Annotated in this window: 13 protein-coding genes; all 13 read right to left on the bottom strand. The window is 44.6% G+C overall.

What is annotated here, in order from left to right; genetic code table 11:
* Nucleotides 1–172: 172 nt before the first annotated feature.
* The 13 genes from HMPREF9448_RS03415 to HMPREF9448_RS03355 all read right to left on the bottom strand — a co-directional run bounded on the left by HMPREF9448_RS03415 (nt 173) and on the right by HMPREF9448_RS03355 (nt 16988).
* Nucleotides 173–2671 carry a DUF4982 domain-containing protein gene (locus tag HMPREF9448_RS03415; protein ID WP_008861192.1) on the bottom strand — a complete coding sequence of 833 codons (2499 nt, stop codon included), beginning with the start codon at nt 2669–2671 and terminating at the stop codon, nt 173–175.
* 110 nt (nt 2672–2781) lie between these two features.
* On the bottom strand, nt 2782–3300 hold the full coding sequence (locus HMPREF9448_RS03410) for an FHA domain-containing protein (protein ID WP_008861190.1): 519 nt from the start codon (nt 3298–3300) through the stop codon (nt 2782–2784).
* A gap of 24 nt (nt 3301–3324) precedes the next feature.
* Complete coding sequence (gene meaB, locus HMPREF9448_RS03405) at nt 3325–4422, bottom strand: methylmalonyl Co-A mutase-associated GTPase MeaB (RefSeq protein WP_008861189.1); 1098 nt, start codon at nt 4420–4422, stop codon at nt 3325–3327.
* An 18-nt stretch (nt 4423–4440) separates the two neighbouring features.
* The gene (locus tag HMPREF9448_RS03400) at nt 4441–5511 is read right to left on the bottom strand and encodes a DUF1573 domain-containing protein (protein WP_008861188.1); all 1071 of its coding nucleotides are present in this window, start codon (nt 5509–5511) and stop codon (nt 4441–4443) included.
* 5 nt (nt 5512–5516) lie between these two features.
* Nucleotides 5517–5903 carry a DUF1573 domain-containing protein gene (locus tag HMPREF9448_RS03395; RefSeq protein WP_008861187.1) on the bottom strand — a complete coding sequence of 129 codons (387 nt, stop codon included), beginning with the start codon at nt 5901–5903 and terminating at the stop codon, nt 5517–5519.
* A 211-nt stretch (nt 5904–6114) separates the two neighbouring features.
* Nucleotides 6115–7164: a LamG-like jellyroll fold domain-containing protein gene (locus HMPREF9448_RS03390; RefSeq protein ID WP_008861186.1), complete on the bottom strand. Its 1050-nt coding sequence runs from the start codon at nt 7162–7164 to the stop codon at nt 6115–6117.
* Nucleotides 7165–7183: 19 nt separating this feature from the next.
* Complete coding sequence (locus tag HMPREF9448_RS03385) at nt 7184–9277, bottom strand: glycoside hydrolase domain-containing protein (RefSeq protein ID WP_008861185.1); 2094 nt, start codon at nt 9275–9277, stop codon at nt 7184–7186.
* Nucleotides 9264–10796, bottom strand: coding sequence for a RagB/SusD family nutrient uptake outer membrane protein (locus HMPREF9448_RS03380; protein ID WP_008861184.1), 1533 nt, complete (start codon nt 10794–10796; stop codon nt 9264–9266). Before HMPREF9448_RS03380 ends, HMPREF9448_RS03385 begins: the two co-directional genes overlap by 14 nt.
* Nucleotides 10797–10809: 13 nt before the next feature.
* On the bottom strand, nt 10810–14211 hold the full coding sequence (locus tag HMPREF9448_RS03375; RefSeq protein WP_008861183.1) for a TonB-dependent receptor: 3402 nt from the start codon (nt 14209–14211) through the stop codon (nt 10810–10812).
* A 107-nt stretch (nt 14212–14318) separates the two neighbouring features.
* The gene (locus tag HMPREF9448_RS03370; protein ID WP_008861182.1) at nt 14319–14810 is read right to left on the bottom strand and encodes a FecR family protein; all 492 of its coding nucleotides are present in this window, start codon (nt 14808–14810) and stop codon (nt 14319–14321) included.
* A complete protein-coding gene (locus HMPREF9448_RS03365; RefSeq protein WP_040295850.1) occupies nt 14785–15333 on the bottom strand; it encodes an anti-sigma factor family protein in 549 nt (182 codons plus the stop codon). Before HMPREF9448_RS03365 ends, HMPREF9448_RS03370 begins: the two co-directional genes overlap by 26 nt.
* Nucleotides 15334–15404: 71 nt before the next feature.
* Nucleotides 15405–16412, bottom strand: coding sequence for a FecR family protein (locus tag HMPREF9448_RS03360; RefSeq protein WP_008861180.1), 1008 nt, complete (start codon nt 16410–16412; stop codon nt 15405–15407).
* Nucleotides 16413–16430: 18 nt separating this feature from the next.
* On the bottom strand, nt 16431–16988 hold the full coding sequence (locus HMPREF9448_RS03355) for an RNA polymerase sigma-70 factor (protein ID WP_008861179.1): 558 nt from the start codon (nt 16986–16988) through the stop codon (nt 16431–16433).
* Between the last annotated feature and the right edge of the window lie 131 nt (nt 16989–17119).

Here is a 17119-nt window from a genome sequence, read left to right as displayed (position 1 = left end):
GCGGGGAAATGTTGAAAAATTGGAGGTTTGCAGAATCGAGGCATTGGGAATAAACAATTTATGAAGGTCGGTTTCCCTATCATCAACTACGAACCATTCTTAAACGATTCGCCCCTGCGTTGTATGAAACAAAACGCAGGGGCGAATGTTGTTACGGAACTATATGTATCGATTATTTGCCGCTCTCGATAACGAGGGTAGCTTTTTTCAACCCCTTAGATGTAGCTTCGAGGGTGATTTTCCCCGGTTCTTCGGTCGATGATACGATGGCGGTCATCATGCCTGAGAATACTTTCATGTGGGGGGCTTGGAACGATTCCAACGATGTGGGATCGCCGTTGGCTCCTGCCCGGTAGTATCCTTTTCCTTTTACCTTAAAGGTTATTTCATTGGCTGCCGTGGGGCAGAGGTTTCCGTCTTTGTCCACGATTTTCACCGTTACGAACGAGAGGTCTTTTCCGTCGGCCATGATTTTGTCACGATCGGCTGTCAGTTCGATACGATAGGGTTTACCAGCTGTTTTCATCTCTTTTTCGGCAACTGCGTTTCCGTCTTTATCATAGGCGATGACTTTGACAGTCCCCGGTTCGTATTTGGTGTCCATCCACATCAGACGGTAGCGTTTTTGCCGTTTGAAGTTCGCCGTCGATAGAGAGTCTCCACTATTATGGACGGTTACTGACAGGTCTTTGGTGCGTTTCCCCTGACTTTTGCCATTTATGAAGAGCTCGGCGGTGGGGTAATTGGTATAGACGAATACGGGAGTTACTTCTCCCTCGCGGCCTTCCCAGTTCCAATGGGGTAGGATATGGAGGGTTTCCACATCTTTATTCCAATGGCTGCGATAGAGGTAGTAGCGGTCTTTGGGGATTCCGGCGAGGTCGATGATACCGAATAGGGAGGAGTGGCTGGGCCAATCGGAATAGTAAGGGGTGGGCTCACCCAAGTAATCGAATCCGGTCCAGACAAATTCTCCTATGCAGTAGGGCAAATCTTCGTGCTGTATGAAATCATCTTCGGGAAGATTGGACCACCCGCAGTGTTCCACATCGTAAGAGGAGGACTGGTGGTCGGGGTATTTGGGCATGGACCGTCGTACTACCGGGAATTTGTAGACTCCCCGTGAACTGATGGTCGATGCCGTTTCGCTTCCTAAAATGATTTCTTGGGGGAGTTTTTTGTAATTTTCGATATATTTGAACGGGCGGTAATTGAATCCCGGTACGTCCATGACTGCCGCCATGTTGTTGTTGACTACGGCGTCCGGGGCATCCATGCCTTGCGTGACGGGGCGGGTGGGGTCTTCGCGGTGGCAGATGTTCTGCAACCATAACGACAGTTTGGGGCCTTTGTCGCCCGCCCATTGGTCGGGGACTTCATTCCCGATACACCACATGACTACGCTGGGATTGTTCCTGAAATGGCGTACTAAGTTCACAATATCTTTTTCTGCCCATTCGCCGAATACGGTGTGATATCCGTTTTGGACTTTGGCTGTCGCCCATTCGTCGAACGATTCGGCCATGACCATCATACCCATTTCGTCACAGGCTTTAATCAATTCGGGTGCAGGCATATTGTGCGAGGTGCGAATGGCGTTACAACCCATATCTTTCAACATACGGATTTGCCGACGTATTCCCGCTTCGTTGGCGATACCTCCTAACGGGCCTAAATCGTGGTGATTGCAAACTCCTTTGAATTGCACCCGTTTGCCGTTCAGGAAGAACCCTTCGCCTTGTCGGACTTCAACGGTGCGAATGCCGAAAGTCGTCGAGTATTGGTCTTTCAGCACATCGCCTTCATATATTTTTGAAATCGAGGTGTAGAGGTCGGGGGTCTCAGGAGTCCATGCCGCAGGATTTTCTATTACAAATTCTTGCTCGAATAGGTCGTTGTCGAAATCGCTTCCTTGTTTGCGATTCGTTGCGACTATCTTTCCGTTATGGTCGACCAAGTCGGTCACGATGACATAGTCGCTCAGGGATTTTCCAGACGGGTAATTCCAAGAAGTCGCTTGCTTTACTTTTGCATATTTGTCGGTGAGTGCGGTGGTGATGATTTGTGTTCCCCACACCGGTACGTGGGCATCGTCGGTTACGATCAGGTGTACATTTCGGTAAAGACCGGCGCCGGGATACCAGCGGGAGCTCTCGGTAAAGTTTTCGAGCCGTACGGCAAGTGTGTTGCTCTCTCCTTGTTTTAAGAAAGGCGATGCGTCGACAGAGAATGCGTTATATCCGTTAGGCCAGTAGCCTGCTTCTTTTCCGTTGATGTAGACACGGGCATGGCTCATGGCTCCATCGAATACCAATGTACATTTTTTTCCGTCTGTATATTCGGGGACATCGAATCGAAGCCTGTACCAGCCGGTTCCTACGAAGGGTAAACCTCCGGTACGTCCGGCGTGTTCCATCGCTTCTTTCTGTCCGTCTTGAACAATCGCCGTGTTCTGTTTGTCGTTGTTGATACTGAAAGGACCATAGATAGCCCAATCGTGTGGGATACAGACCGATTGCCATTTGGTATCGTCGAATTGCGATGTCTTGAATTCGGGATTGTCTTCCCTTGTAAATTTCCACCCCTTTTCTAACAGTTTTTCTGTACGAACCTGTGCCGATAACCATAAAGGGGTAACTAAAAGTGTTAATAGTGCGATTCTTTTTATCATATTTGTAATTTTAGATGGATATGGTAAAAAAATTTCGGATAATATCTATTACGTTTTTATTGGTGGATAAGAGGTTTAGCGAGAATTTTTCCCAATTCTCGGGGCGAGACTCACTCGAAGTATTCTTCGTCTTCTTCGTCGGGAATGTGAACGATAAAAGTCGTCGCTCCTATCGTCACCACATCGCCGTCGTGTAATACCGCGCGTTCCCGATCGCTCAACAATTCATGGCGGAGGAATGTGCCGGTGAGACTGGGATTGTCTCTGACCGTGAGTATCGGTCGATTGCCTTTTTCTTTCACATTGATGATGCAGTGGCGACGATCCATGCTCATGTCGCTCGTTTCGATGGGTATATCCACTTCCGTACCTTTCGATGCACGGCCTATTATATTATCGCCTGCGTGTAAAGGAAATTCTTGTCGGTATCCGAACGCATTTTCCAATACCGTGATGAAACCGAGAGAGGTGTCTATGTCGTTCTTGTGGCATGCGTCTATCTCGGGCAGTGTCATTAGGAATCGTTTGCGACAGGCCGGGCAAATGAAAGATATGTTGCAGGAAGCGTCGTAACGAGACTCGTCGAAAGAAAACGTTTTTCCGCATTTCGGACAGATTACCTGTTTCATAAATATCGAGAAGTAAGTGGCAAATTATTTTTCTTTGTCGAAATAATAGTCTAACACATCTTTGGCCGCCATAAACGAACTTTGCTCGTTGTTCAACACTTTCTGTTGTTTCTCTTCCAACATTCTTTCGATTTGAGGATTGCGATAGAAGTGGTCGCGAAGTTGTTCGTTTATCGTTTCGAACATCCAGTATTTGGCTTGTTCCTGCCGTTTGTAATCGAAATATCCGTTTTTCTTGACAAAAGCGATGTATTTGTCTATCATGTCCCAGACCTCGGCGATTCCCAACTCGTAGTATCCAGAGTAGGTGAGCACTTGCGGAGTCCAGCCCGAAGGCGTAGGCGGGAACAGATGTAATGCGTTACGGAATTGGGCTTGGGCTAATTTGGCTTTTTCGATGTTGCTTCCGTCGGCTTTGTTGATGACGATACCATCTGCCATTTCCATGATGCCTCTTTTGATTCCTTGCAGTTCGTCACCTGTACCGGCTAATTGGATAAGCAGGAAGAAATCGACCATCGAGTGCACGGCTGTTTCCGATTGCCCGACCCCGACTGTTTCTACAAAGATGTTGTTGTATCCGGCGGCCTCACAGAGAACGATCGTTTCACGAGTTTTCCGGGCTACACCGCCTAACGAGCCTGCCGACGGTGAAGGGCGGATAAAGGCGTTGGGGTGTACCGATAGTTTTTCCATACGGGTTTTGTCGCCCAATATGCTACCTTTCGAGCGTTCGCTACTGGGGTCGATCGCCAATACAGCCAATTTCCCACCCCGTTTCAGTACATGCAACCCGAAAGTATCTATCGATGTGCTCTTGCCGGCTCCCGGTACGCCGGTAATACCCACCCGCACCGAGTCGCAGGCATGGGGCAGACATTTTTCTATGACTTCCTGTGCGAGAGTCTGGTGCTCGTACAGATTGCTTTCCACCAAAGTTACGGCCTGACTGAGTATGCTCGTGTCGCCTTTGACGATACCTTCGACATATTCAGAGGCTGTAAAGGATCGACGTTTCGCTGTCCGCATCTTTTTCAAATACGGATTCACGATAGGCGGTTGTTCTATTCCTTTGTTTACTGCAAGTCCTGCATATTGAGCGTCATTTTCGGGGTGATCCATAATTCAAGAAATTAAGAGTTATTCAAAAGAACCTAATACCCGTATGGGAACCGATGGTCTTTCGGGGTCATCGGTAATAACCATCAATCGGCTGTTCAATAAATTGTTACGAGCCATAGACGGGTCTGCTTCGATAACCAACTCGGTCGTTTTGCCGGGGTTGAGCGTATTTCGTTTCAGTTTTATGTTCAGAGAGCGATTTTCATTCGCCACTTTGTGTATCGTCAACCGACTTTTTCCGGTATTCGTTATTTTCAAAGTCTGTTTTTTAGCAGTGTTCCCTTTGATGATACCAAAGTCTATGACATTGCTCGATAGCTCGATGTGTCCGGCGTTTTGACGCTGTTCTGGCGAGAGGATGCTAAAATCGTCCAGCAAGTTCGCCGATACCGTGACCGTATTGAAGTCGTTCGAGGAGCCGTTGTCGAGTCCCAAATCAAACTCGTCGCGTCGGAACCCCCAGTCGTCGACAACATCGGGATCGTAATAAATTTTTATAAGACCTTCCTCATCGGGGTGCAAAACTGCGGGTATCATCTCGACCGAGATGTGAGAAGGGACATTTTTAAAAGTAGGAACCAGTTCTGTTTTTCCTTCGTTGCGGACGAATAGATGTCCCTCTTTTACGTGTCCTTTCGGGGTGTCGAACAGCGGTATGTGCAGACTGCGTAACGATAGGGTTCCTATTTTATAGGGATTGGTCGCTCTACGGGATTTTGATCCGATGACGACTCCTTTGATATGGAGCGTCTCTCTATCGCCCGAAGCGTTGGTCGTTATATAGATGGGTTTTGAAAACTTACCGGGGCGTCCTTTGGGGTTGTAGGTCACTTTAATGCTCCCGGAGTCTCCGGGGGCAATGGGTTCCCGGGTGTATTTGGGAACGGTGCAGCCACATGTGGAACGCACGTTTTGCAAAACTAAGGGTTCGTTCCCGCTATTGACGAATTGAAAATCGTGAGTGACCGGACCTGTTTCTTCTTCGAATGTACCGAAATCGTGATTTTTATTATCGAATACAATTTGCGGTTGGGCTACCGATACGGTTATGGAAAAAATGAGAATCAATCCTAAAATCAATTGTTTCATAACTATTATTTTTTAGGTACAACAATCCCTTCGATAATCAATTTTATGGATGCTTTTCTGGCATTGGTATAGACTTTGACCTCTTTTCGAAAGGTCCCGGGACGCCCTTCGGGGTCGAAAGTTACGTCTATCGAACCCGTACCGGCAGGGGCGACAGGCTCTTTGGTGAAATGCGATGCCGTGCAACCGCAGGTACTACGCGTATATATGATAATTAACGGGGCATCTCCGTCGTTGGTAAATTTGAAAGAGTGCGTTACCTTTCCTTTATCTTCCTGAATATAACCGAAATCATAACGGGTGGAGTCGAAAACTATTTTGGCTTTCCCTCCGCCGGCATTTAAAGATAATGTAAACAAGATAGCAATGAGCAAACTCAAATATTTTTTCATATCTCTATGTTTTATCTACTATCGGCAAATTTAGTCAAATTCTTCATACTTTACTTATTTAAGAAGTGGTTTTAATTTTTATATTATGATTCATTTTCCTCTCTTGTGTTTTGTATAGGGACAGTATTTTGTTGCGCTATTTTATTGAAGCATAAAAAAATGGTGGGCTTCTGTAAATCAGAAGCCCACCATAACGTGTAAGCGATCGATTTTATTTTCTTAATTTCAAAGATACCGGATTGTTGTCTATTATTGCTTTGAATATATAGTACCCCGGAGTTAAATCGCTTATGTCTATGGTGTTATGATGTGATGAAATGCTCATGACCAATCTTCCGTCTATCGTGTATAGTGCTGCTCCATTTATATTTTCACCGTCGATAAGAATATTGTCTCCGCTGATATAGGCCGCTTGTTTTTGCCGAGCAGTTTCTATGCTCGACGATCCCTCCTCGTATATCGGGCAGCCGCTATTGTCCACCCATTCGATTCCTGTTTCGTCCATGTCGTTGATTAAAACTATCGAGGCTTGGTTTCTACTCGAATGCATCAAGTTTTTCAATGTCGTGCCTTCTCCTTCCTGCATGTTCCAGTTGAGAAAGAGGTTCTCTTTTTTTGAGGCGAAATAGTAATTCAAATCGGATTTTATTTCTTCTTCTGTGCGGGCTACCGTCCAAATTCTGACATCGGTTATCATTCCTTGAAATTTTTCGCCATCTACCCAGTTGGGATTGGCGCCCAATGTGAGGTCTCCTGTGCCAACAGCTATTGGTGCGCTGAAAGTTTCCTCCACTGTTTTTTCTCCGTTTTTATAGCAGATCAGTTTGTTCCCGTCTATCACCATAGACAGTTTTGCCCATTCTCCGGCTTGTAACTGAGTATTGACCCATTTAGGTTCGTTACCTCCGTTACCGACACAGAATGTAGCTCTCGCCCAGCCGTTGGGTTGCAGCATCAGTTCGTAGCCCCCTGATTTGTTGTCATTGGCAGGATCATCGACGAATGCACTTTTAGTGCTTATCAATACGCCGCCTTGCGCGTCGAGGGTTTCGCTTATACGCACCCACATTTCGATGGTCTGTTGTTGGTTGTAGACATCGGCGAAGTACTTGTTCCCTTCTTGTGACAGGTGAATATCACAGCCTCTGATGCTGTTGTCGTGGATAAAGTTGACAGCTTTGATGTTTGCAGCCTGTAATGACATTCCGCAACTGAAAATCATGGCAAATAACATGCATGAAGTAATTTTTTTCGGTTTCATACGATTTTGTTTTTTAAGGTTAGTTTTTAATGAATTTTTTACTGATAACTTGCGATCCGACATTGAATTTTATAATGTAGTTACCCGATGGTATATTTTTGATGTTTATGTATTTATAGACGGGTTTCGTGTTCGATGTTTGCAATACTTGTCCCGAAGTGGAGCATATTTGATAGCTTATCTTTTCCGTATCTCCATCGTAGGAGATGAACAGTTTGTCGTCCGTGGGATTGGGATAAATTTCGATTGTATTGCGGTCTTTCGACGGAATCACCAGATTGGACATGTTTACGGGCGTTGCTTTTGCGACTTCGGTCAGTACGGCTTTTGCGTCGTTCACCAAGCTCGTGATGCGGTTGTCGGTCTCTTTGCTGATTTCTCCCAATGAGAATGTTTGCAATACTCTTTGCAGTTTTTGAATGTTTTCGTTGGCTTCCGGCGTACCCAGCCCTTTCAGGCGTTCCATAATGACTCGTAACTTTTCATAATCTTGGATGCCTTCACGTAGGCGGGCCATTCTTACAGAGTTGCGAGGTCCGGGATATACCATGTGTTGGTCGCCTGCCGGAGCCGATGCACAGCGGGTATCTTTGAGAACGTTCTGCACCCAAATGTTGTAGGCCCAACGCAAGAATCCTGTATATCCCTGAGCGTATGCGAACCACCCGACAAGAGCACTTTCGGCAGGAGGCGAGAATGTGAACTGGTTGGGGTGTTCGGGCCATGAACAGCTCGTATAAAATGTCGTGGGTTTACCTTGTGCGATTCGAGCCTGCATGTTCTCCGATGTAGTGGGGTGACCCACAAAGATGGACAGATCGTATATGTCTTCTTGCAAGGAGGGGATATAACCCCCGGCCAATGCTATCTTGAAGTCGGGGGTTGTCTCTTTGATGAAAGAGATTACTCCGGCCATAATGGGTTCGAGTTTTTCGTCCATAGCGATAGCTGTTTTTTCGAACCAGCCATTTTCTTTGAGGTGTTCCCGGAAATCGAGGAGGAAGGGCCTCCAAAAATCTGCAAATTCCTGTGTGCCGGGTTCTGGCTGTATAGAAATCCAATCGCCTGATTTTTCGTCGAAGTAACGTGTAGCTCCCCACGGGTACATCGAGTAACAATTGATTTGTTGGTCGATTCCTATCGAAGCCATCATATTCACGAATTTATCGAATACCGTATAGTCATAAGACCAAGTGCCATCGGCTTTTTTGGTCCATAGAATCATACTTTCGTACCAGTCGTCGAAACTTTGTCCTCCGTGGTTGATTACGGCGGTGCAAACTTTTTGTCCGGCATCGGCCAATATTTTAAAATACTCTGCCAGTATCTCGAAATGTTCGTCGCTCCATAGGGTAGGCTTATGATACCTTTTTACCGAAACACAGTTTTGCCAAAGGTCGAGATGGAATTGCCAATCTTTCGGTGCGGGGACTATATGGTCGAGTACTTCTACGGTCAAAGACAGTATTTGGTCTTCACCCGCAGCCGAACGAATAAATATCTCTCCCGTATATTCTCCCGACGGTATGTCTCGTGGAATCTCTACTGTAATCCATATCGGGCGAGTGGTTCTTCCCGGTATCGTCATTTGGGGGATATAATCGAGAACATCGGGCACGAGGTGGCTATTTTGTGTTTTATGCGGCGTTCGAGCGGCACAAGCCAATATTTCGTCTGAAATTTTGAACTTGTCGGAGAGTGTGTATCGGACAAAGTTAGATTTGACATTTCCCGCCGGAATTATGGAAGATATACCTTTTAAATCGGAGGTAACGCATTTTACGTCTTTTATCTCGTTTTTGGTATAAGCCAATGCGATGAAGTTTACTTTTTCGCCTTTCCATACGACTGCTTTCGTTTGTTTTATTTTATTTGCGGGGACATTTCCTTTTTTGTATAAAGTATCGATCGACCCCCATGCGGCGTGAAGTCCCGAAGAAAGATCGTCCCATTGTTTGCTGTCGTAGGTTTCGGGATCGGCGGTTTCTACGAAGTCGTTTAACCCGTATGCCGGATATACCTTTTGGGCAGATATCGGTCCAGAGAAAAGGAGGCAGCATAAAGACCAGAAAGTCGCTTTTTTCAAAAGATTTCTTTGATTAGTAGCCATCATTTTGTTTTATTTTAAGTTCATAAATCGTTTGTTGAGGAATAGGATATAGTTCGTGGTAGTCTTTCGCCAGATTTTTACCCCGGCTGATTGCATTGGAAATGAATACGCCGTGTCGTATCATGTCGCTTCTTCTTTTACCTTCCCAAATAAACTCCCAAGCTCTTTCTTGAAGCAGATGAGCGCGAAAAGCGTCTATGTCGGTTATTTGGTCTATTTTCTTTTTGTGGTCGGTTTGGTCGTAATTGTCGAAACTTCTGCGGCAGACTTGGTGCAGGAGTTCTTTGGCCGTGGGTGTGCCTCCCTCGTCCGGGCCGAAAATTTCGTTTTTAGCTTCGGCACGTAACATGATGACATCGGCGTACCGGTAAATGACATATTCCGATGCATCATTCGTCCCATCGGTGTTTGCATTTTCCTGATATTTCATAGGCAAAGCTCCATATTCGAGAGTTCCGGTACGTCCTGTAACCATCTCTTTCCCATTCCAGTATTCGGTTTTGTGTACTTGTCTGCGCTTATCGGCCGGATCGAAAGAGTCATATACTTCCCACGGGGTTCTGAATCCATTCCAACCGGTCAGCGGGATACCTTGCTGGGACTTGTAATCGGTGGGTAGTACATGGGCAAGAAAGTTGTTCCCCATTACCGGAATGGGAAAACTCGGAAGAGCGAAGATGATTTCGTTGTTGTGTTGGTTTTGAGGACTCCAAATGTCTTTGAATTCAGCCTGCAATTCATAATATTGTAAATCCATGATGTCTTTGGCTACCTGTTCGGCCTTTTTGAAATAATCCAGATAGTCGCCGACGTGTTTGTTCCGACAGTAGCCACCTTCGTGCATGTATAGTTGGAGCAGTACCATCATAGCCGTTGCTTGACTTACATGACCGTAGTCGCTACCTGTCCATGCGACAGGCAAAATTTTGGCATTGATTACTTCTTTCAATTCGGTTTCTACAAATGTGATGTATTCTTCCCGAGAGGGGCGAGTTACCGTAAAGTCCTGAGTGGGATTGAGTATTTTTTCGGGGTCGGTGATTGCCGGAACCGGCCCATATAGGTCGAACAGATCGTACATCCAGAGCGCCCGTACTACTCTCAATTCGGCAATGTATCGATTTTTTATGTCGTCGCTCACAGGAGCGTCTTGTATACGTGCGATTAAAGCTGTGGCTTTTGTTATGGCCGGCACGAAAAATTCGAATATTTCACAGACGAAATAGTCGGTTGCTTTCCACATGAAATCTGTATGGGCTTTATAGAACCAATTCGCAGCCCATAGGTCGGTGGGGACTTCTTGAAGCGTCATTACCGAACCCCAAGAGGTTTTGTATCGTCCCCATTCGGATATTCCTCGGAACTCGGCGTAAACACCTGTGACAGCAGTCTTTACGTCGTCTTCGTTGGTTAAAAAGTTTTCGGGTGTAATTTGATCGAATAGTTCCGGTTCCAAGTTTCCCTCGCATGAAATCATCGAGAGACATAGAATAACCAGTATATGTTTGAATTTTGTCTTCATAGTGTACGTGTTTTTAGAATGTGATATCTATACCTATCGAATATGTCCTTTGAGACGGATATCCGCCTTTTGAATCCATCTCCGGGTCTAATCCCTGATAGTTCGTAATGATGAAAGGGTTTTCAACATCGACGTATATTCTGGCTTGTGAAAAGACTTTGTGTATCCACTTGTGCGGGAAAGAGTATCCCAGTGTTATGTTTTTACAACGTACGAACGATACTTTTTCGAGCAGCCAGTCATCTCCACCGTAGTAGGCACTGTAAAATCCCGATGGAAATTTGTTCGTAGGATTGTCGGGAGTCCACCGTTCCAATACTTCTTTCGAATAGTTTTGCCGTTGCAAGATGTATTCGCAACCGGAGGGCCCGTATTTTGCCCGATTCGAATTGGCCACGTATTGACCGAACATGCCATAGAAGAAAATATTCAAATCGAAGTTCTTGTATTCGAACATGTTGCCGAATCCGATGATAACTTTCGGGTCGGTACTTCCCAAATAGATTCTGTCGGCTGCGTCTATTTTGCCGTCGGGGTGTCCGAGCAATTTGGAACCGTCGTTCGGGTCAAACCCGTTCAGGTCTTTTACTTTCATTTGTCCCGGCAATAAATCGGGCATGGAGGCAGGAGGAGTTTCTCCTATTTGCAGAATACCGTCGGATACGCATCCATAGATAGCCCGGATAGGTGCATCTTCTTTTTCATAAGGCGCCAAGACTACATCGGGGTTGCGTTCTTTCCATCGGTCGTTATAGGAGGATATATTCAAGGTAGTGTTCCATTTGAACGGGCCGGTAAGATTTACCGTATTTAAAGAAAACTCATATCCGGTGCTTTGGGTCGCTCCGATGTTGTCTGCAATAGTAGAGACTTCCATCAAGGAATTCAGTTTGCGGAAGGCGAGCAAATCGCTGACTACTTTGTGGAAATATTCAAACGATCCTGTGATTCGGTTGTTTAGAAATCCGAAGTCGAGACCTACGTTCAACTCTGTCGTCGTTTCCCATTTGAGGTCGGGATTTTCGAGTTGGCTTTTGATACTGCCTGTTTGTACAGCATCTCCGAATACATATTGATTACCGGCTTCATAGTATTCGTAGGCATTGCCTCCGATATTGCTGTTTCCGGTTTGTCCGAAACTGACTCTTAATTTTAATTCGGACAACCAGTCGACGTCTTTCAAAAAGTTCTCATTTTGCATTTTCCAAGCGAATGCTCCCGACGGGAAAAGACCCCATTTGTTGTTTTTACCGAATTTCGAAGAGCCGTCATATCTTAAAGAGAATGTAAACAGGTATTTGTCGAGCAGGGAATAGTTGATTCTGCCGAAATAAGAACCTAATTCGTTTTTGCCTTTGGAAGAACTTACTGGCGGACGGGCCACATTCCCGGCTTCCAACTTGTTCCATAGGAATAAATCGGTGAAAAATTGAGAGCTGCCGGCTCCTAATCCGTCCCAGTTCTCTTGTTGGTATGAATACCCGAGCAATACTTCCAATCTGTCTCTTTCCTTGAAAAGCTGTTTCGTATAGTTGGCTGTTAGTTCGAACAATAAATCGACCGTCCTATTTTCATTGATATTGGCTTTTCCTCCTTCTTGTTTTCCGTATAGCGTCGATTTGGGAAGATAGGTACTGCGGCGACCTTGATTTTTGTCGATACCCATATTGAGCTTTACTTTCAAATCTTTCCAGAATGTAGCTTCGATATAGCCGTTTGCCAGTAATCTATCGGTTTGCGTCTGGTCTGTAATTTCGAGCATTGAAACCGGGTTGGGAATCATGCCCAGTGTGGGACTTAGCGCATAGTTTCCCGATTCGTCTTTTACCGGGACGAGGGGGTCGTAATGCAATGCCGAATTCAGCAGGCTGGAATTTTCGGCGTTACCTTCTCCTAATGGGACATTATTGTTGAAAATGGTGCTGTATGTTGCATTGATACCAGCTTTGACGTATTTCCCTAAATCTTGATCGAGGTTTATTCTTCCCGATATACGTTGGAAATCGGAATTCTTGATTACTCCTTTTTGTTTGTAATAATTCAAAGATGCCAAAAATCGTGTGGATTCCGTACCGGCTGAAACAGATACGTTGTGTTGGTTGATGGAGCCGTCGCGCGTAAGCAGCCCGAACCAGTCGGTCCCTTCTCCGGCGGTAGCGATTTCTTCCGGACTATATGGATTGCCCTTGTAGGGTAAAGCGTCTTCTTCCAGTTCTCCGCCATACGGATATAATTCATTATCCATGCGCCATTTTTGATAGGATATTTCGTTTGAAACATTCATGAATTCCTTAGCCGATAACATTTCCAGTCGTTTGGCTATTGTTTGAATCGAATAGTTGGCGTTGTATTTTACTATGGGTTTCCCGCTTTTCCCTCTTTTGGTCGTGACCAAGATCACGCCATTGGCAGCTCTTGCTCCGTAGATGGCAGTGGCGGAGGCATCTTTAAGAATTTCTATGGATTCGATATCGTTGGGATTCAACGAGTTCATCGGGTTTCGGGAACCATACTCGTAGCGGTTCCCGCTTTCGGGTTCCACGCTTTTATTGGTGACGGGAAATCCGTCGATTACATACAGAGGGTCATTCCCTGCACCGGTCGATGCAGCACCTCTGACGTATATTTCGATTCCTCCGCCCGGTTGAGCGGAATTTTGTTTTACCATTACTCCGGCGGCCTGTCCTGCCAACATGTGTGTGACAGAAGTGTTGGCTGCGATGGGCAGATTCTCTGTTTTGACACTCGATACAGCTCCCGTCAAATCACTTTTTTTAACCGTCCCGTAACCAATAACCACTACTTCGTCCATCAGAACGTCGTTTTTTTGAAGAGTTACCGGAATATAATTTCTGTCACCGATTTCAACTTCTTGTTTTTTATATCCGATGTAGGAGATAACGAGAGTCGTTGCACTGTCGGGTACATCGATTGTGTATTTCCCGTCGATGTTGGTCATGGTTCCCTTGTTTAAACCTTTTACCAAGACGTTGCCCCCGATAATAGGTTGTCCTGAATCGTCGGAGACGACACCGCTGATTTTGTTCGTGCGAACGGGAGCCTGACGTTTGGCGGTGATGATGATCTTTTTATTGTTGATGCGGTAAGAGTATTCGTTCAGGATTTTATCCAAAACGTCTTTTATATTCGCATCTTTCATATTAATACTGATTTTCTTCTCTGTATCGATGTCTGCGTTGTTATAGAAGAACACATAGTCGCTTTGAGCTTCTATTTGTTTCAGCACATCGATTAATGTCACGTCGTTTACCTCGATGTTTATCTTCCGTTCCGATGCGTACAGGTGATTTGCTCCAAATGGTTGAACCCATAGAAGATACAAAACCAGTCCTATGACTTTGTAGGGGAATGAAGATCGTTTTGTGATCGTTTTTTTGTGTTTAAGGGTCTTCATGGTTTTATGTATTTAACTTGGTTTCTTCTTTCGATGTGTTTACGAGAAATGGTCGTATTTTTTATGATTGAATCGCTTGTTTTTTGTTAGGGTCGCTTCATGGTGTTTCATAGGCTGTGTTGTAAAGTTTGACAATCGGTGTTTTCCGGGAAATCGAAATAGACCGTATCGTTGTGTATGGAGTATTGCAAATGGGAGATACGCGCTATTTCCTTGAATATCTCTTCTTTGGTTTCGTTCCTTACGACGAGGGTCAGGTATAAAGTATCGGCGATTTCTTCCGGGCAGATTATTTGAAGTTGGTATTTGTCTTCCAAATATGAGATCACATCTGTGAATCTGTCGTTGTCGAATGTCATCTTTTCCGTAGCCCATGCTATATATTCATGAGCGACGACCGTGTCTTTACGGATAGATTGATTTGACTTGGAGTAGGTTATCTGTTCGTTCGGATTTAATCTGACGGGCACGGAGTCATTATTGAAACGGAGGGATACGGCTCCCGAAATCAACGTCGTTTCCGCAAGGTCTTCGTTCGGTCTGTTTCGCACATTGAAAGATGTTCCTAATACTTTAATCTCTTGTCCTTGTGATTTCACGACAAACGGACGTGCTTTGTTTTTCGTGACCTTGAAATAGGCTTCGCCTTCTATAAACGGATCGTTCTGTCGATGAAAATACTTCGGGATAAATGAGTTTCGTATTATTGTTGAGCCATACTATCGTGCCGTCGGGTAGAGTGACTTCTGATTTATGGGTCGAGGTGAGAACCGTATGGGTTGTGGCGGAATAGGCGTTGGATTCCTTTACGGTATGAAAGATAAAGGCTATCGCAATAATGGCTGCAATTTGAGAAGCGTAATAGACGGTTCTTCTGATTTTTACGAGAGAAGTATATTTCCTTATTCTCTTTTTCAGTTTTTCGAGAGCCGACCGTGTGGATATAATCGGTTGCCACAGAGCCGTATTGTATAACCATAGGTCTCTTATTTCGGCAAAATATGCGAGATGCTTTTTGTCTTCTGCCAAATAACGGCGCAGTTCGGCGCATTCTTCCCGAGTAAGGGATTTATCCAGATACTTCGTTATGAGTTCGTCTATATGTCGGTTGTGTTTTTCCATGTGCTCCACTCTATAATTATCACAAACAAGAGTGGGCATACCCTACCTTAACGAGTGGGTATTAATATATTTTAACTATTCGGCTTGTGCTCGATGTAGACTGTGTCGTTATTGAAACGATAATCTATGGGGGCTATCGATTTGAGCGTTTGCAATATTTCTTTCAGCGGTTCTGTTCTGACCGTCAGCGTCATATAAACAGGGGTAGGGGAAGTGTTCGTACAGGTCATTGTTACGTTATACCATGCGCCTAATTTTTCTATGACTTCTGTCAATTCACAATTGCTCAATAATAGTTTTTCTTGTGCCCAAATGTGGTAGAGACTACTATCTTTTCGCGTATATATTTTCGTTTCTTTCGTCTTGCGGGAGTATGTGACTTGCTCGGCAGGTTGCAAAGTTATGGGAGGAACCGAGCTATTGGGAAAATAGACTTCTACATGCCCGTCAACCAATGCCGTTTCGATGATTTCGTCTCGTATGTAATTCTTGACGACAAAGCTGGTCCCGAGAACTTTTATATCCATATCGTTGGTTTCGACAACGAATGGTTGATCTTCTTTGTGGAAGACTTTGAAATAGGCCTGCCCGTTGAGCCGGACTTTTCTTTTTTTATCGGAAAACCGGCTGGGGTATGTCAATTTACTGCCTGAATTGAGCCAAACTACCGTGCTGTCGGGGAGGGTAATACAACCTTTGTTTCCGATTGCCATCTCTACGCAAGCGTATTGTTCGGGATTAGATTCTCTTGTGAAAAAGTAATACAAGCCTAATAGTATCACTATTATGGCTGCACATTGGGTAATGTAGTAGAGTGGTTTGCGGAATGTTTTGCCGCGGCGATTGTAGTTCTTGATTTTAGAACGGAAACGCTGTAATGCTTTTTCCGTATCTTCTTTCGGTGCGAGTATGGCTTGGGTCGATAGCCACAGTTCTTGTGCTTCTTTGAAATGTGTCTTATTTTCCTCCGAAAGTTCGATCCAACGGTATAACGCGATCTTTTCATCTTTCGAAGCCTCTCCTTCGAGATATTTCAAGATGAGTCTATCTATTTCTTTTATTTCGTTCTGTCCGTCCATACGAAGCAATTTATTTTTTTATTCGAATCCTGAAAACAGTAAGAAGAAAAAGGATAGCAATCCATTTTTTTTCAAATGATTTCTTAGTCCCGACAAGGCTTTTGTTATTTGTTTTTCAACGGTTTTAATGCTTATCCCCAGTCGCAAGGCAATGTCTTTGTTTTTCAAATTGAGGGAACGACTCATGATGAATATACGGTGGCATTGCTCGGGCAGAGATTCGACATAGGTTTTTATTTCCCGATCCAAATCTTTCAATAGTAGGGAATCTTCCTGATAAACGACGAACGATTGTAAGTAGTCGTCTATGAACTGGATATCGTTATCCGAATCGAAACTTATTTTGTCTTTTACGCGTTTGTCGTAAATATAGTTTCTCGATTTATTCAAAACCGATTTGAATAGATAGGCTTTCATCGGGAGGTCGAAATCTATCTCGTTACGCCGTAGCCATAATTCGAAGAATACGTCTTGTACAATATCTTCTGCCGCATCTTGGTTTTGAACGTAACGTAATGCATAGGCGCGCAATATCTGATAATATTGTGTAAATAGATTTTCAATATTATTACTCATATTGGCCGATTTTGTTTAGTTATCTCTTTCTTTATTTTGAATGGAGCATATGTAAACGAATGCAATATTACATAATTTTTCGCAACTATAATATTATATGGCGATTGTAAATGGCTGTTAAGTTATTTTAG

It is taken from the genome of Barnesiella intestinihominis YIT 11860 (genome assembly GCF_000296465.1).
GTDB classification, from domain to species: domain Bacteria; phylum Bacteroidota; class Bacteroidia; order Bacteroidales; family Barnesiellaceae; genus Barnesiella; species Barnesiella intestinihominis.
The sequence above is the reverse complement of the archived record's forward strand: the minus strand, read 5'-3'. Positions and strand labels throughout refer to the sequence as shown.

Bases quoted from the DNA above. Each gene is read 5' to 3' on its own strand.
- HMPREF9448_RS03415 (WP_008861192.1), bottom strand. From the start codon at position 2,671: ATGATAAAAAGAATCGCACTATTAACACTTTTAGTTACCCCTTTATGG.
- HMPREF9448_RS03410 (WP_008861190.1), bottom strand. From the start codon at position 3,300: ATGAAACAGGTAATCTGTCCGAAATGCGGAAAAACGTTTTCTTTCGAC.
- meaB (WP_008861189.1), bottom strand. From the start codon at position 4,422: ATGGATCACCCCGAAAATGACGCTCAATATGCAGGACTTGCAGTAAAC.
- HMPREF9448_RS03400 (WP_008861188.1), bottom strand. From the start codon at position 5,511: ATGAAACAATTGATTTTAGGATTGATTCTCATTTTTTCCATAACCGTA.
- HMPREF9448_RS03395 (WP_008861187.1), bottom strand. From the start codon at position 5,903: ATGAAAAAATATTTGAGTTTGCTCATTGCTATCTTGTTTACATTATCT.
- HMPREF9448_RS03390 (WP_008861186.1), bottom strand. From the start codon at position 7,164: ATGAAACCGAAAAAAATTACTTCATGCATGTTATTTGCCATGATTTTC.
- HMPREF9448_RS03385 (WP_008861185.1), bottom strand. From the start codon at position 9,277: ATGATGGCTACTAATCAAAGAAATCTTTTGAAAAAAGCGACTTTCTGG.
- HMPREF9448_RS03380 (WP_008861184.1), bottom strand. From the start codon at position 10,796: ATGAAGACAAAATTCAAACATATACTGGTTATTCTATGTCTCTCGATG.
- HMPREF9448_RS03375 (WP_008861183.1), bottom strand. From the start codon at position 14,211: ATGAAGACCCTTAAACACAAAAAAACGATCACAAAACGATCTTCATTC.
- HMPREF9448_RS03365 (WP_040295850.1), bottom strand. From the start codon at position 15,333: ATGGAAAAACACAACCGACATATAGACGAACTCATAACGAAGTATCTG.
- HMPREF9448_RS03360 (WP_008861180.1), bottom strand. From the start codon at position 16,412: ATGGACGGACAGAACGAAATAAAAGAAATAGATAGACTCATCTTGAAA.
- HMPREF9448_RS03355 (WP_008861179.1), bottom strand. From the start codon at position 16,988: ATGAGTAATAATATTGAAAATCTATTTACACAATATTATCAGATATTG.